Genomic DNA, 15,656 nt, shown 5'->3' with positions numbered 1-15,656 from the left:
GCTGCTCGCTTTAGACTATCTTCGGGCAATTGTTATGGCCGCCATGCTGACTCGCAGCAACCACCACTCTTGCCTTTCAAGACTTCGGAAAACCCGAAGCTTTTGCGCTAAGTCGATCAGCGAAGCCTTGCAGTTTAATCACGACTACGAGTCGGCGTCAAGCCCCTCATGACCATCCGCTGGTGGACCGATCGCCAGGGAGGCACACGCAGTCGCCAAGTTCGCGCACAGAATGGAGGACGTTGCATCATTGACGCATGAGCACTTTGCCAATCGCGTGGTTGGAACCCGGGGAGATCGACTTTCCCGCGGTCGAGGAGGCGCTGGGCCCGGACTCGGTGGCGCCAGGCTTGCTGGCCGCCGGCGGAGATCTGTCCCCCCAGCGGCTGCGCGCAGCCTATGCCCGAGGAATTTTCCCCTGGTATGGCGCGGGGCAACCGGTGCTTTGGTGGAGCCCGGATCCGCGCATGGTGCTCGAGACCTCGCGCCTGAAGTTGTCGCGATCATTGCGCAAGACGCTGCGACGTTTCCGTCAAGATCCGCGTGCCGAGATTCGTATCGATTCGGCATTCGGGCGCGTGATCCGGGCCTGCGCTGCAACGCCCCGCGCCGGGCAAACGGGCACCTGGATCGTGCCCGAGATGGTGGAAGCTTACGAGCGCTGGCATCGTCTGGGAGAAGTGCACTCGTTCGAGACCTGGGTCGATGGAGAGCTGGTCGGGGGGCTGTACGGCATTGGCATGGGTCGGATGTTCTTTGGCGAGTCGATGTTTGCTTGGCAGACCGATGCCTCCAAGATCGCTTTGGCAGCCCTCGTGGCGTTTTGTTTGCATCACGGCATCGAAATGATCGATTGCCAACAGCGCACAGACCATTTGGCGTCACTGGGCGCACATGAGGTGCCGCGGGCTCGTTTTCTGGCCCATGTGCGGCGCGCCATCGCCTTGCCCGCTCCCGCCAGCTGGACTTTCGAGCCGCAACTGTGGGATCAGCTGCAGGCCCTGCCGCACCGTGCCAACCTCGTGAGCGTGCCTTCCTCGACACAGTCCGCACCGTCCGCATGACGCATCCCAAAGAACTTCCGCTCGCGTCGCTCCAGTTCTATGCGACTGCACCTTACCCTTGCAGCTATCTGCCGGGAAGGTCGGCACGCTCGCAAGTGGCCACGCCCAGTCACTTGATCCATACCGATACGTATTCCGATCTGGTGGCCCGGGGGTTCCGCCGCAGTGGGATGTTCACTTACCGCCCTTACTGTGACGGCTGCCGTGCCTGCGTGCCGCTGCGCATCCCGGTGCAACGCTTTCAACCCAATCGCAGTCAGCGTCGGGCTCTGCGTCAACACGCCTCGCTAGAAGTGCGCGTGTTGCGACTGTGTTTCGTGCCGGAGCATTATCAGCTTTATCTGCGCTACCAATCGGGCCGTCACAGCGGCGGCGGCATGGACCACGACAGTGTGGACCAGTACACGCAATTCCTGCTCCAAAGTCGGGTGAACTCTCGGCTCGTGGAGTTTCGGCATCCGCAGACTGGCCAGCTGAAGATGGTGTCCATCCTCGATGTGCTCAATGACGGGCTGTCGGCGGTATACACCTTTTATGAGCCGGAGCCTGGCTGCAGCTACGGCACCTACAACGTGCTGTGGCAGATCGATCAAACGCGCCAACTCGGCCTGGCTCATGTCTATCTTGGCTACTGGATCCGGGACAGCCGCAAGATGGCTTACAAAGCGCAGTTTCGCCCGCATGAGCTGTTGATCGATGGTCAATGGCGGCCCTCGGACGAGGGCGCGTCCGCCCCTTGAACGACCGAGGGGCCCCAAAGGGCCCCTGCGATGACCTCGGCGCCAACGCCGCGACTCAGGCAGCCGCCAGTGCGAATTCCACCGGCGCACCGGTCTTCATCCGCACCTCGTCTTCGGTGACGCCGGGGGCAAGCTCGACACAGCAAAAACCCTGGGGCGTGATGTCGAGGACGCACAAGTCGGTGATGACGCGGTGGACCACCCCGACGCCGGTGAGTGGGAGGGTGCACTGCTTGAGCAGCTTGTGCTCACCATTTTTGGCGCAGTGCTCCATCAGCACGACCACACGGCCCACGCCGGCGACCAAATCCATGGCGCCACCCATGCCCTTGACCATCTTGCCGGGGATCATCCAGTTGGCCAGATCGCCTTTTTCACTGACTTGCATGGCCCCAAGGATGGCCAGGTTGATCTTGCCTCCCCGGATCATCGCGAAGGAGTCGGCCGAGGAGAAGAACGATGAGCCCGGCAGGGTGGTGACGGTCTGCTTGCCGGCATTGATGAGGTCCGGATCGACTTCGTCTTCCGTGGGGAATGGGCCGATCCCCAGCAGACCGTTCTCGCTTTGCAGCCAAACCTCCATGCCAGCGGGCACGTGGTTGGCCACCAGGGTGGGCAAACCGATGCCCAGGTTGACGTAGTAGCCGTCACGCAGCTCACGGGCGGCGCGCGCCGCCATCTCGTCACGATTCCAAGCCATGTGCAGTCTCCTTCAAGCAGCAGCGCGCACGGTGCGCTGCTCGATGCGTTTTTCGGGGTTGGCGTTCAGTACGATGCGGTGCACGAAGATGCCCGGCAGGTGAATCTGATCGGGATCGAGCTCACCGGTTTCGACGATTTTTTCGACCTCGACCACGGTGATCTTGCCGGCCATGGCCACGTTGGGGTTGAAATTGCGGGCGGTTTTGCGGAACACGAGGTTGCCGCATTTGTCGGCAATATAGGCTTTGACGAGCGAGACGTCAGGCACCAGCGAGCGCTCCATCACGTACTTGATGCCATCGAATTCCCGGACCTCCTTGCCTTCGGCCACCACGGTGCCCACTCCCGTGCGGGTGAAGAAGGCCGGGATGCCGGCCCCGCCAGCGCGCAGCTTCTCGGCCAGCGTTCCTTGCGGGGTGAACTCCAGCTCGAGTTCGCCGCTGAGGTACTGGCGCTCGAATTCCTTGTTCTCGCCCACATAGCTGGAGATCATCTTTTTGATCTGCCGCGTGGCCAGCAGCTTGCCCAAGCCGAAGCCGTCCACGCCAGCGTTGTTGGAGATCACGGTGAGGTTCTTCACACCGCTGGCCTGCAACGCGTCGATCAGGGCCTCGGGAATACCACACAGGCCAAAGCCGCCGACAGCCAGCATTTGGCCGTCCTTGACGATCCCTTTGAGCGCGTCGGCCGCACTGGGATAGATCTTGTTCATGCGAGTCTCCTTCGCAAGGGGGTTGGGACAAATCCACAGCGTACTACGTATCTGAATACGTAGAATCGCCTAAGCAGTCTCCTCGAGCTTGTGATGATGCCCGCACTTGCGTCCATCGATTACCGTGCCGCATTCGAGATGGCTCCCGTCGGTCTGGTGCTGTCACGCCATCGCATCATCGTCGATTGCAATCACGCGCTGGCCGAGATGTTCCGCACCTCGCGTGAAGCGCTGATCGGGCAATCGTTCCTGGTGCTCTATCCCAGCCGCGACGAATTCGAGCGCACCGGACGTCGCATCGAGCCCATTCTCGGGGCAAGCGGACGCTATGCCGATGAACGAATCATGAAGCGATCACCAGGGGATCCCCGGGGCGAGCTGTTTTGGTGCCACGTGAGCGGCCGAGCCTTCCATCGGGACACGCCGCATGCGGCGGGCATCTGGACCTTCGAGGATCTGTCATCCAAACGGCTTGTCACGCTGGAGCTGACCGGCCGCGAACGGGAGGTGGCCGCGTTGTTGATCGAAGGGCAGACCAGCAAGCAAATCGGTAAAGCTCTAGGAGTGAGCCACCGCACCGTGGACATCTATCGAGCGCGCTTGCTGCGCAAGTACCGGGCCAATACCACACCGGAGCTGGTGCAAAAGCTCATGGGGGGCTAAACCCCGTTTTTCTGTCATCGTCCTTCCGCGCGCTGTCACGACAGTGCAACGGCGATGGTCTCCAATCGAGTCGCCGTCGTCGCGGAGCGTGCATGAAGATCCTCATCGTCACGGATGCCTGGGAACCACAGGTCAATGGCGTGGTGCGAACGCTGAAAATGACCCGGCGCGAGCTGCTGGCCCTGGGTCATGAGGTGGAGGTGTTGTCGGCGCAGGGGCTTCCCACCGTGCCGTGCCCCACTGACCCGCAGATCCGCCTGGCGTGGATCTCCCGCCGCCGCATGGCCACTGTGATCGATGCCTTGAGCCCGGACTGCATTCACCTGGCCACCGAGGGTCCGCTGGGATGGCAGGCGCGGGCCGTGCTGCGGGACCGCGGGTGGCCATTCACGACCGCCTATCACAGCCGTTTCCCGGAATATGTGCATGCGCGCCTGCGCCTGCCGCCGGCTTGGACTTACGCGGCACTGCGTCGTTTCCACAACGCCGGGGTGGCCACGCTGGCGCCCACCCCGACCATCGTGGCCGACTTGCGCGCCCGCGGCTTCGTCCACGCCAGACTCTGGTCTCGGGGGGTCGACTCATCAATGTTCACGCCGCAGGGTCCACGGCTGCCGCGCGGACCCGCGCCGGTCTTTTTGTATGTCGGGCGTCTGGCGGTGGAAAAGAACATCGACGCCTTTCTGAGGCTGGACCTTCCTGGCGCAAAGTGGGTGGCCGGTGATGGGCCGCTGCGCGCCAGGCTGCAAAGTCAGTACCCCGGGGTGCGTTGGTTCGGAATCCTCGATGGTCCGACGCTGGCCCAGCTGTACCGCACGGCCGATGTATTGGTCTTTCCCAGTCTGACCGATACCTTCGGATTGGTGATGGCCGAGGCCATGGCCTGCGGGACACCGGTGGCGGCATTTCCAGCGCCGGGGCCGATCGACGTGGTAGGCCAGTCTGCCGGTGGCGTGCTCGACACCGATCTGCGCGCGGCGTGCCTGCGCGCGTTGGCCTTGCCACGCGAAGCGGTGCACGAATATGCCCGCCGCTATTCCTGGCGCGCCGCAACAGAACAGTTCGTCGCCGCCCTGCAGCCGCTTGAGCCAAGGTAGTCGCTGGCAGCCCGCAGTCGCAGGCATGCATGACTTCAGCTGACGGCTGCCCTCAGCCAGTCCGGCATCGGCACCGAGGTCTGCCGCGGGAAGTCCACCCACACCAGGGTCGCGCCTCCGGCCGCATCGATCTGGCCGGGGCAGTCGGTACGCTCGAGCGTGATGAAGGTGTCCACGCTGCTGCGACCAGGATTGGCCACGTAGTGACGGGCCAGCAACGTGCCTGGAAAGGTGATCTGGCGATAAAAGTTGCAAAAGGCATTGACGATGACCGGCCCCGTGCCGCGGGGGTCGGGCGCGCCGCCCAGCCGATGCAACCAATCGATGCGCACTGTTTCGAGATAGCGAAAGTACGCAGCATTGTTGACATGACCCATGGCGTCCATGTCGCCCCAGCGGATAGGAATCAGCATCTCATGGACGAGCTTTTTGTGCTCGGGGATGTCGATACGCATGTCCGAGCCGATCCTTTAGAGGGCGAAACCGTCATCAGCGGCGATCACGGCCCCATTGATGAAATGGCTTTCGTTGGAGCAGAGCATCACGAGCAAAGCATCCAGGTCTTTGGGCTCACCGAGGCGTTTGCGCGGCAGCATTGCGATGAGTTTTTGACCTTGTTCGGTCTGCCAGTGATGGTGGTTGATCTCGGTGTCGATGTACCCGGGACAAATGGCATTGACGTTGATGCCGTACTTGCCCCACTCCAAGGCCATCGCACGAGTCATGTGGATGACGGCCGCTTTGCTCATGCAATACACGCCGATCTGGCCGAGCACCCGCAGGCCCGCCATGGACGCGATGTTGACGATGCGGCCGCCGATGAAGGTGCCTGGCGCAGCACCGCGCGCGCGAGCCAGCATGCGCTTGCCGACCTCTTGAGCCACGAAAAAGGCCCCGCGGGTGTTGGTGTCGAAGACGTAGTCGTAGTCTTCGGGCGTGACATCCACCAGCTTCTGAGTGGTGCTCACGCCAGAATTGTTGACCAGGATATCGATCGCCCCCACCTCGGTCTCGGCATGGGCCACGGCCGACCGGATGCTGTCGGTGTCCGTGACATCCATGCCCACCACATGGGCATCTCCTCCCAGGGCCTCGATCTCCGAGCGCAGGGTTTTGAGCCGCTCGACCCGACGGCCCGCGAGCACGACGGCTGCCCCGGCGCGAGCCAGAGTGCGGGCGAACTGTTCGCCCAAACCGCTGGATGCGCCGGTGATCAAGGCCACACGGCCGGATAAGTCGATGCTGTAACTCATGCGGGCCTCTCGGAAATGTGTGAAACGGGCTCGAAACCCGGGAACCCCAAGCATAACGAGACCCCGAGGCCGGTCCAAGCCTGTCGCACGGCCGACAGCGGCGCCTCGAGCGCCTGCGCTAGAGTGCACTGTCGAGCATCGAATCGAACGATCGTTCGATTTTCCGCCGCAACCCGATAGAATCCTGGTCATGCGGGGTGGACGCGTCGGCATCCCCCCAGGCGACCCCCTATCCATTCAAAGAGGAAGACACGATGACTGCGCAAGAGATCCTGGAGCAGTACGGCCCGCGCGAATCCATGGAATATGACGTCGTGATCGTCGGTGCCGGCCCTGCAGGGCTGGCCACGGCCATCCGGATCAAGCAGCTGGCCGCCCAGAAGAACCAGGACATATCGGTCGTGGTGCTGGAGAAAGGCTCGGAGCCAGGGGCCCATATTCTGTCGGGCGCGGTGATGGATCCTCGCGCGATGAACGAGCTGTTTCCGAACTGGAAGGAGCTGGGCGCACCGCTGAACCAGCCAGTCACCGCCGATGATGTGCTCACGCTCACCGAGAGCGGTAGCACGCGCATTCCAGACTTTTTCGTGCCACGCAACTTCCACAACAAGGGGTGCTATGTCATCTCGCTGGGCAAGGTGGTCAAATGGATGGCCGAGCAAGCCGAAAGCCTAGGGGTGGAAATCTTTCCAGGGTTCCCCGCGGCCGAAGTCCTGTATGACGAGCAAGGCCGCGTGCGCGGCGTGGCCACCGGCAATATGGGCATCGGCAAGGATGGCAAGCCCACGGATCATTTCCAGCTGGGGATGGAACTGCTCGGCAAATACACCATCTTCGCCGAGGGCGCACGCGGGCATCTGGGCAAGCAGCTCATCGCTCGCTACAAGCTCGACGAGGGCAAGGATCCGCAGACCTATGCCATTGGCATCAAGGAGTTGTGGGAGATCGACCCGGCCAAAGCCAAGCCGGGCCTGGTGGTGCATACGGCCGGCTGGCCCATGGATGATCAGACCTTCGGCGGGGGTTTCCTTTATCACCTCGAAGACAACAAGGTCACGTTGGGTTTCGTGATCGGGCTGGATTATCAGAATCCCTGGCTCAGCCCCTTCGAGGAGATGCAGCGCTGGAAGACGCACCCGGCCATCCGCGCGCACATCGAAGGTGGCAAGCGCTTGAGTTATGGCGCTCGTGCCATCAACAACGGCACACCCCAAGCCCTGCCCAAGACCGTGTTTCCTGGCGGCGCCTTGGTGGGCTGCGATGCGGGCTATTTGAACGCGGCGCGCATCAAGGGCAGCCATGCCGCCATCAAGAGCGGCATGCTGTGCGCGGAGGCTGTGTTCGAGGCCGTCACGGCCGGGCGTTCGGGCGACGAGCTGAGCGCCTACCCCGAAGCCTTCGAAAAGAGCTGGTTGTATGAGGAGTTGCAGCAGTCACGCAACTTCAAGCATTGGTTCAAGAAGGGACCGCTGGTGGGCAAGCTGATGACCGGCGTGGAGCAGTGGTTGCTGCCCAAGCTGGGGATTCAGAGCCCCCCTTGGACTTTGCATCGCGATCAGCCCGACCACGTGTATCTGAAGCCGGCCGACCAGTGCGAGAAGATCGTCTACCCCAAGCCGGATGGCAAGCTCACGTTCGACCGGCTGTCCTCGGTGTTCGTGAGCAACACCAACCATGAAGAAAACCAACCGGCTCATTTGACGCTCAAGGACTCCAGCGTGCCGGTTGCGATCAACCTGGCGCGGTTTGCCGGGCCCGAGAGCCGTTACTGCCCCGCTGGCGTGTACGAGTTCGTCAAGAACGAGGACGGCAGCGACCGGCTGCAGATCAACGCTCAGAACTGCGTGCACTGCAAAACCTGCGACATCAAGGATCCGACGCAAAACATCGTTTGGGTCACACCGGAAGGTGGTGGTGGGCCCAACTATGCGGGCATGTGATCCCCCGCGTCGACCAAGTCACGGAAAAAATGGCGGCGCCAAGGCCGCCATTTTTCTGTCGGGTGAATTACACTGACATCTGTCAGGAGAGAGCCCCCTGGTGGGGCCGCCGAAGGCGCAGGGCGCAAGCCCGAACGCTCAGGCACCCAGGACTGACAAGCGCCTCGTGGACGAGGCGTTCCTCACTGGAGAGAGGCTGGGCGACCGTGGTCACCCAGCCCACCGAAGGGGCAAGCCGCTGCGGCTGAAACAGCCAGGCGGCCAATCTCTCAGGTAAAGCGGACAGCGAGGGCAGCACGTGCCGGACCGATTGTCGGGACGGCGGGTTCGCATCACAGCCCCAGGAGATCGCCATGTCCGCCCAAGTCTCGACGCCCGCGCTGCTGCGCACGCCCCTGTATGCCCTGCACCGAGAGCATGGCGCCCGCATGGTGCCTTTTGCCGGCTACGAGATGCCGGTGCAGTACGAGGGCATCATCGCCGAGCACCGGCACTGTCGGCAAAGTGCAGCCTTGTTCGACGTGTCTCACATGGGGCAGATTCGTTTGTCCGGGGAAGAGGCCGCCCGCGCCCTGGAAACGCTGGTCCCGGTGGACGTGGTCGATCTGCCCGTGGGCAAGCAACGCTATGGCTTCTTTACCAATGCCAGCGGCGGCATCCTCGATGACCTGATGATCACGCGCCGGGAACACGATCTGCTGCTGGTGGTCAACGCGGCCAACAAGCAAGCCGACCTGGCGCATCTGAACACCCATATCGGTCACCGCTGCACGGTGCAGTCTCTGCCCGACCGGGCCCTGCTGGCCCTGCAGGGCCCGCTGGCCGTGGAGGCCCTGGCCCGTGTGAATGCCGACGTGCAGCGGCTGAGCTTCATGACCGGCGATCATTTCACACTCGCTGGCAAGACCTGCTATGTGACCCGCTCGGGTTACACCGGCGAGGACGGTTTCGAAATTTCGGTGGCGGCCGAGGACGCCGAGGCCCTGGCCCGCGTGCTGCTGATGCAGCCCGAGGTGAAGCTGGCCGGTCTGGGCGCGCGCGACACCTTGCGGCTGGAGGCGGGTCTGTGCCTGCACGGTCACGACATCGACCCGCATACCACGCCGGTGCAAGCCGCGCTGAGCTGGGCGATCTCGAAGGTACGCCGCCCTGGCGGCGCGCGTGCCGGCGGCTACCCCGGCGCCCAGACGATCGAGTCTCAACTGGCTCAGGGGGCCTTGGTCAAGCGCGTGGGCCTGGTGGGCCTGGAGCGGACCCCGGTGCGCGAAGGGGCCAAGCTGCTCGATGCGGCCCGGCACAATGCCGGGCACGTCACCAGCGGCACCGTCAGTCCTACCTTGGGCGTGCCCATCGCGATGGGCTATTTGCCCGTGAACCATGCAGCCACCGGCGCCATCGTGCATGCCGTGGTGCGTGAGAAGACGCTCCCGATGCGCGTGACGCCCCTGCCCTTCGTGCCGCACCGCTACCACCGCTGATCCACTTGCTCCATTTCATTCCTCCGAGGAGTTCTGCATGACCGTCAAGTACACCCCCGACCATGAATGGATTGAACTCGATGGCGACGAAGGCGTGGCCACCGTCGGCATCACCGCCCATGCGCAGGATGCGCTGGGGGATGTGGTCTTCGTCGACCTGCCCGCCGTGGGGGCCGAGTTCAAGAAAGGCGAGGTGGCTGGTGTGGTGGAATCGGTAAAGGCCGCCGCCGATGTCTATGCGCCAGTCAGCGGTCGCGTTCTCGAGGTCAATGAGGACCTGCGGGCCGATCCATCGCTGGCCAATTCCGATCCTCTGGGTAAGGGCTGGTTCTTCAAGATCAAGCTGAGTGATTTGGCCGAGTTCGATGCCCTGTTGGACGCGCCGGCCTACGACGCCCTCCTCAAAAACACCTGAGCGCTGCCTTCGCCGGCGGCCATCGGCCTGCGCAGGCACCGCCGGCGCGTGACTTTCTTCGCCCCAACGCCATGCTCATGTCTGCCCTCACCCCTTTGAGCGACCTCGAAGCTCACGATGAATTCGTGGCCCGCCACATCGGCATCGATGCCGCCGATGAACGAGCCATGCTGTCGGCCATCGGCGCAGCCTCCCGCGAAGCACTGATGGATGCCTTGGTGCCCAGCAGCATCCGCCGCAGCACCCCGATGAAACTGCCGGCACCCGTGCCGGAGGCTCGCGCCCTCGAGGAGCTCAAGGCCATCGCCGCGCGCAACCGGGTGCTGCGCAGCCACATCGGCCAGGGCTACTACAACACGCACACGCCGGCGGTCATTTTGCGCAACGTGCTGGAAAACCCCGCGTGGTACACGGCGTATACCCCGTACCAGGCCGAGATTTCGCAAGGGCGCATGGAAGCTCTGGTGAACTTCCAGACCATGGTGTGCGACCTGACGGGCATGGCCATTGCCAATGCCTCGATGCTGGACGAGGCCACCGCCGCCGCCGAAGCGATGACGCTGGCCGCCCGGGTGGGCAAGAGCAAGAGCACCGTCTTTTTCGTTGCCGAAGACGTTCTGCCACAGACTTTGGAGGTGGTGCGCACGCGCGCGCGGCCGCTGGGTCTGACGGTGGTCACCGGTGCGGCCGAGCAGGCCGCCCAGACGGACTGCTTCGCCGCGCTGTTTCAGTATCCCGGCGTGACCGGACGCATCATCGATCTGCGCCCGCTGATCGATGCGGTCCATGCCCGCGGGGCCTTGGCCGTCGTGGCAGCCGACTTGCTGGCCCTGACGCTGCTCACGCCACCGGGCGAACAAGGCGCCGACATCGTGGTGGGCACGACGCAGCGCTTTGGCATGCCCATGGGCAACGGCGGACCGCATGCCGCCTACATGGCCACGCGCGACGAGTTCAAGCGATCTCTGCCGGGCCGGCTGGTGGGCGTGAGCGTGGACGCTCATGGCCATCCGGCCTATCGGTTGGCGCTGCAAACCCGCGAGCAACACATCCGCCGCGAGAAGGCCACGTCCAACATTTGCACGGCCCAGGTGCTGCCGGCCGTGGTGGCCAGCATGTATGCGGTCTATCACGGCCCCCAGGGCCTCAAGCGCATCGCGCAGCGGGTGGCCAGCTACACCGCCGTGCTGGCCCAGGGTCTGGCCAGCCTGGGCTGGGCCCTCACGCACGAGACGGCCTTCGATACCTTGGAGGTGCGCACTGGAGAGCACACGGAAGCCTTGATGGCCGCGGCCGTGGCCGCCGGCATGAACCTGCGCCGCGCCAGCCCAACGACCATTGGCATCTCGCTGGACGAAACCACGACACGCGAGCATGTGCAGGACTTGTGGCAGGTTTTCGCCCAGGGCCGTCCTCTGCCGGCTTGGGACACGGTCGAAAAAGGGGTCGCGGCGCTCATCCCAGAGGCGCTGCGCCGCACCAGCCCCTACCTGACGCACCCGGTGTTCAACACGCATCACTCCGAGACGGAAATGCTGCGTTACTTGCGCAGCCTGGCGGACAAAGATTTGGCGCTGGATCGCACGATGATCCCCTTGGGTTCGTGCACGATGAAGCTCAATGCCACCAGCGAGATGATTCCCATCACCTGGCCGGAGTTCGCGCAGATCCACCCCTTTGCGCCGCAAGACCAGCTCCAGGGCTACGCGCTATTGAATGAGCAGTTGTGCCACTGGCTGAGCCAAGCCACGGGCTATGCCGGTATCAGCTTGCAACCCAACGCCGGCTCGCAAGGCGAATATGCTGGGCTGTTGATCATCCGGGCCTACCACGAGGCGCGTGGCCAGGGACACCGCAATGTGTGCCTGATTCCGGAATCGGCCCATGGCACCAATCCGGCCTCGGCCCAGATGGCGGGCATGCAGGTCGTGGTCACCCGGTGTGACGCCGACGGCAATGTGGATCTGGACGATCTACGAGCCAAGTGCGAGCAGTACAGCGAGCGCCTGGCCTGCGTGATGATCACCTACCCTTCGACCTACGGGGTCTTCGAAACACGGGTCAAGGAGCTGTGCGAGTTGGTGCATGCCCATGGCGGACGCGTCTATGTGGACGGTGCCAACATGAATGCCCTGGTCGGCGTGGCCGCCCCGGGCGAGTTCGGCGGCGATGTGAGCCACCTGAATTTGCACAAGACGTTCTGCATTCCGCATGGCGGCGGCGGCCCCGGCGTGGGCCCGGTGTGCGTGGTGGCCGACCTGGTGCCCTTCCTGCCGGCGCACCGCAGCGCAGGCCTGGGGCACGAGTCGCAGGTGGGGGCCGTCAGCGCCGCTCCCTTGGGCAATGCGGCCGTGCTGCCGATCTCCTGGATGTACATGCGCATGATGGGCGCCGAAGGCCTGAAGGCTGCCACCGAGACGGCCATCCTGAATGCCAACTACATCGCCGCACGTTTGGATGGCGCCTACGAACTGCATTTCAGCAGCAATGTGCCGGGCATCAAGGGAGGGGGCGTGGCCCATGAGTGCATTCTGGATTTGCGCCCGCTGAAGGAAACCTCCGGCATCACCGCCGAGGACGTGGCCAAGCGCTTGATCGACTATGGCTTTCATGCGCCCACACTGAGTTTTCCGGTGGCCGGCACGTTGATGGTCGAGCCCACCGAGAGCGAGTCGCTGGCCGAGCTGGATCGCTTCGTCGAAGCGATGCTGGCCATCCGTGAGGAGATCGCCAGAGTCGAGCGGGGTGAATGGCCGCGCGACGACAACCCGCTGAAGAACGCGCCGCACACGGCCGAGAGTCTGCTCAAAGCCGAGTGGCACCACCCCTACACCCGCGAAGAGGCCGCCTACCCGCTGGCGCGCCTGCGTCGGCAGAAATATTGGTCGCCGGTGGGTCGGGTGGACAATGTCTATGGCGATCGCAATCTGTTTTGCAGCTGCGTGCCGTTGAGCGAGTACCGATAACGCCGTCATGAAACAGCAATTCGCCAGCGATAACTATGCAGGGATGTGCCCGGAAGCCACGCACTGGTTCATGCAGGCCAATGCGAGCGGACACCAGCCCGGCTACGGCGAGGACATCTGGACCCAGCGCTCCACGGACAAGATCCGCGAGCTCTTCCAAACCGACTGCGACGTTTATTTCGTCTTCAATGGCACGGCGGCCAATTCGTTGGCCTTGGCCGCGATGTGCCAGAGTTACCACTCGGTGATATGCACACCGGTGGCCCACATCGAAACCGATGAATGCGGCGGGCCGGAGTTTTTCTCCAACGGATCCAAGCTGCTGCTGGCCGAAGGTGAAAGCCCGTCGGCGCGCCTGGGCAAGCTCACGCCCGACGCGGTCGAGCAGTTGGTGACCAAGCGCAGTGACATCCATTACCCCAAACCCAAGGTGGTCAGCCTGACGCAAGCCACCGAATTGGGCACGGTCTACACCGTGGAAGAGGTGCGCGCGATCTCGGCCATCGCCAAGCGGCGCAAGCTCAAGCTGCACATGGATGGCGCACGCTTTGCCAATGCGGTGGCCGCCTTGGGCTGCCACCCCAGCGAGATCACTTGGCGCGCGGGGGTGGACGTGCTGTGCTTCGGTGGCACCAAGAATGGCCTGCCCATTGGCGAAGCCGTGGTGTTTTTCGACCGAGAGCTGTCCGAGGACTTCGCCTATCGTGTCAAGCAGGCCGGCCAACTGGCTTCGAAAATGCGCTTCATCTCGGCACCTTGGGTGGGACTGCTGGAAAACGACGTGTGGCTGCGCAATGCCCGACACGCCAACGCCATGGCGCAACGCCTGTACGAGGCCATCCGGGACGTTCCCGGCGTGCAAGTGCTGCATCCACCGCAGGCCAACTCGGTGTTCGTCCAGCTGCCAGCGCCGGTGATCGAGGGCTTGTACGCGAAGGGCTGGAAGTTTTACCAGTTCATCGCCGGTGGTGGTTGCCGCCTGATGTGTGCCTGGGACACCACGACCGAAGCGGTGGATGCCTTTGCCGCCGATGTGCGGCAGCTCTGCCAGGTCTGACCTTCCCCCTGCCGCAACCCGACCATGGCCGTCTCGGTCTTCGACCTGTTCAAGGTGGGCATCGGCCCGTCGAGCTCGCACACCGTGGGCCCGATGCGTGCGGCACGGATGTTCATCGAGCGGTTGCGGCAGGAGGGCAGGCTCGATGCCGTTGCACGCGTGCGCTGCGAGTTGTACGGCTCGCTGGGGGCCACGGGCAAGGGCCACGGCAGCGACAAAGCCGTGCTGCTGGGGCTGGCCGGCCACGAGCCCGATACCGTGGACGTGGACCAGGTGCCCTCGATGCTGGCGGCCATCCGCCTGGAGCGCAAGCTCGTGCTGGGAGGCACGCATCCCATCACGTTGGACGAAGCCGAGGACCTGGTCTTCCTGCGCCGGCAGAGCCTGCCGTTTCATGCCAACGGCATGCGCTTCCTGGCCTACGACGCCAGCGGCACCGAGCTGGCTGCGCGCATTTATTACTCGGTAGGAGGGGGCTTCGTGGTCAGCGAAGACGTGGCCGCCGACGGCAGCCGTCAAAAGCGCATCGCGCCGGACACCACCGTGCTGCCCCTGCCCTTCCACAGCGCAGCCGAACTGCTGGCGCTGACCCGACGCGAGGGCTTGTCCATCGCCGGCGTGATGCGTGTGAACGAGCGTCACTGGCGCAGCGATGCCCAGATCGATGCAGGGCTGTTGCACCTCTGGGGCGTGATGCAAGATTGCGTGAAGCGCGGCTGTCAGGCCGAAGGCACGCTGCCCGGCGGCTACAAGGTGCGCCGGCGCGCCGCGGCGTTGTATCGCTCGCTCACGGCCCATCCGGAAGCCGCCCTGCGAGATCCCTTGCAGGTGATGGACTGGGTCAACCTCTATGCGCTGGCCGTCAACGAGGAAAACGCGGCCGGCGGTCGCGTGGTGACGGCGCCCACCAACGGCGCAGCAGGCATCGTGCCCGCCGTGCTGCACTACTACACACGCTTCGTCCCAGGCGCCACCGAGGCCGGTGTGATCGACTTCCTGCTCACCGCCGGGGCGATCGGTATTCTTTACAAGGAAAACGCCTCGATCAGCGGTGCCGAGGTGGGTTGTCAGGGCGAGGTGGGCGTGGCCTGCTCGATGGCCGCCGGTGCGCTCTGTGCGGTCTTGGGTGGCACCCCAGCGCAGGTGGAAAACGCCGCGGAGATCGGCATGGAACATCACCTCGGCCTGACCTGCGACCCCGTGGGCGGACTGGTCCAAATCCCTTGCATCGAACGCAATGCGATCGCCTCGGTCAAAGCGATCAATGCCGCGCGCATGGCCCTGCGCGGCGACGGGGTCCATCACGTGAGTCTCGACCAGGTCATCAAAACCATGCGCGAAACCGGCGCGGACATGAAGACCAAGTACAAGGAAACCGCCCGGGGCGGGCTGGCCGTGAACATCGTCGAGTGCTGAGGCCCGCCAGGCAGCCCCGCCGTGGTGAATGGGCCCTGCCCCCTCGAGGGGCGCGGCAGCCCGGCCCTTCCATAGTGCAAGCCCCAGGGTGGGTTTTTTGTAATTTCGCGTTAAGCTTCCGGCATGCGACTCTTGTTAGTCGGCCCTGCAAAA

General features: G+C 63.9%; 14 protein-coding genes and 2 riboswitches. Of the genes, 10 read left to right on the top strand and 4 right to left on the bottom strand.

Annotation, left to right across the window (positions count from 1 at the left end):
- The first annotated feature begins 257 nt into the window (after positions 1 to 257).
- Positions 258 to 1,064, top strand: coding sequence for a leucyl/phenylalanyl-tRNA--protein transferase (aat, locus tag CTA01S_RS15265; protein WP_062196737.1), 807 nt, complete (start codon positions 258 to 260; stop codon positions 1,062 to 1,064).
- A complete protein-coding gene (locus tag CTA01S_RS15260; protein WP_062196736.1) occupies positions 1,061 to 1,804 on the top strand; it encodes an arginyltransferase in 744 nt (247 codons plus the stop codon). The genes aat and CTA01S_RS15260 overlap by 4 nt, the downstream gene beginning before the upstream one ends.
- A gap of 55 nt (positions 1,805 to 1,859) precedes the next feature.
- Here the strand turns inward: CTA01S_RS15260 and CTA01S_RS15255 are convergent, their stop codons facing one another.
- Both CTA01S_RS15255 and CTA01S_RS15250 read right to left on the bottom strand, forming a co-directional pair.
- Positions 1,860 to 2,504: a 3-oxoacid CoA-transferase subunit B gene (locus CTA01S_RS15255; RefSeq protein WP_019560326.1), complete on the bottom strand. Its 645-nt coding sequence runs from the start codon at positions 2,502 to 2,504 to the stop codon at positions 1,860 to 1,862.
- A gap of 12 nt (positions 2,505 to 2,516) precedes the next feature.
- Entirely contained in the window at positions 2,517 to 3,218 is a 702-nt protein-coding gene (locus tag CTA01S_RS15250; protein WP_019560327.1) for a CoA transferase subunit A, read from the bottom strand.
- Between the two features lie 93 nt (positions 3,219 to 3,311).
- Between CTA01S_RS15250 and CTA01S_RS15245 the strand changes: the two genes are divergently transcribed.
- Both CTA01S_RS15245 and CTA01S_RS15240 read left to right on the top strand, forming a co-directional pair.
- Positions 3,312 to 3,881, top strand: a complete 570-nt coding sequence (locus CTA01S_RS15245; RefSeq protein ID WP_062196735.1) for a LuxR C-terminal-related transcriptional regulator — start codon at positions 3,312 to 3,314, stop codon at positions 3,879 to 3,881.
- Between the two features lie 92 nt (positions 3,882 to 3,973).
- Positions 3,974 to 4,978 carry a glycosyltransferase family 4 protein gene (locus CTA01S_RS15240; RefSeq protein ID WP_062196734.1) on the top strand — a complete coding sequence of 335 codons (1,005 nt, stop codon included), beginning with the start codon at positions 3,974 to 3,976 and terminating at the stop codon, positions 4,976 to 4,978.
- 35 nt (positions 4,979 to 5,013) lie between these two features.
- Here the strand turns inward: CTA01S_RS15240 and CTA01S_RS15235 are convergent, their stop codons facing one another.
- A complete protein-coding gene (locus CTA01S_RS15235; protein ID WP_019560330.1) occupies positions 5,014 to 5,433 on the bottom strand; it encodes an acyl-CoA thioesterase in 420 nt (139 codons plus the stop codon).
- Positions 5,434 to 5,448: 15 nt separating this feature from the next.
- A complete protein-coding gene (locus CTA01S_RS15230; RefSeq protein WP_019560331.1) occupies positions 5,449 to 6,231 on the bottom strand; it encodes an SDR family oxidoreductase in 783 nt (260 codons plus the stop codon).
- Positions 6,232 to 6,485: 254 nt separating this feature from the next.
- On the opposite strand from CTA01S_RS15230, the gene CTA01S_RS15225 reads away from it, so the two are divergent.
- The 6 genes from CTA01S_RS15225 (at position 6,486) to CTA01S_RS15200 (ending at position 15,503) form a co-directional block, all read left to right on the top strand.
- Positions 6,486 to 8,171, top strand: coding sequence for an electron transfer flavoprotein-ubiquinone oxidoreductase (locus CTA01S_RS15225; protein WP_062196733.1), 1,686 nt, complete (start codon positions 6,486 to 6,488; stop codon positions 8,169 to 8,171).
- 73 nt (positions 8,172 to 8,244) lie between these two features.
- Positions 8,245 to 8,336: riboswitch (glycine riboswitch) on the top strand.
- A 10-nt stretch (positions 8,337 to 8,346) separates the two neighbouring features.
- Positions 8,347 to 8,467: riboswitch (glycine riboswitch) on the top strand.
- Positions 8,468 to 8,524: 57 nt separating this feature from the next.
- A complete protein-coding gene (gene gcvT, locus CTA01S_RS15220) occupies positions 8,525 to 9,649 on the top strand; it encodes a glycine cleavage system aminomethyltransferase GcvT (protein ID WP_062196738.1) in 1,125 nt (374 codons plus the stop codon).
- Positions 9,650 to 9,686: 37 nt separating this feature from the next.
- Entirely contained in the window at positions 9,687 to 10,064 is a 378-nt protein-coding gene (gcvH, locus tag CTA01S_RS15215) for a glycine cleavage system protein GcvH (protein ID WP_019560334.1), read from the top strand.
- Between the two features lie 71 nt (positions 10,065 to 10,135).
- Positions 10,136 to 13,030, top strand: coding sequence for an aminomethyl-transferring glycine dehydrogenase (gene gcvP / locus CTA01S_RS15210; protein ID WP_062196732.1), 2,895 nt, complete (start codon positions 10,136 to 10,138; stop codon positions 13,028 to 13,030).
- Positions 13,031 to 13,037: 7 nt separating this feature from the next.
- Positions 13,038 to 14,087: a threonine aldolase family protein gene (locus tag CTA01S_RS15205; protein WP_026330083.1), complete on the top strand. Its 1,050-nt coding sequence runs from the start codon at positions 13,038 to 13,040 to the stop codon at positions 14,085 to 14,087.
- A gap of 24 nt (positions 14,088 to 14,111) precedes the next feature.
- Positions 14,112 to 15,503 (top strand): L-serine ammonia-lyase, encoded by a 1,392-nt coding sequence (locus CTA01S_RS15200; protein WP_062196731.1) that lies wholly within the window; start codon positions 14,112 to 14,114, stop codon positions 15,501 to 15,503.
- Positions 15,504 to 15,656: the final 153 nt, after the last annotated feature.

Source organism: Caldimonas taiwanensis NBRC 104434 (assembly GCF_001592165.1).
Taxonomy (GTDB): domain Bacteria; phylum Pseudomonadota; class Gammaproteobacteria; order Burkholderiales; family Burkholderiaceae_C; genus Caldimonas; species Caldimonas manganoxidans.
The sequence above is the reverse complement of the archived record's forward strand: the minus strand, read 5'-3'. Positions and strand labels throughout refer to the sequence as shown.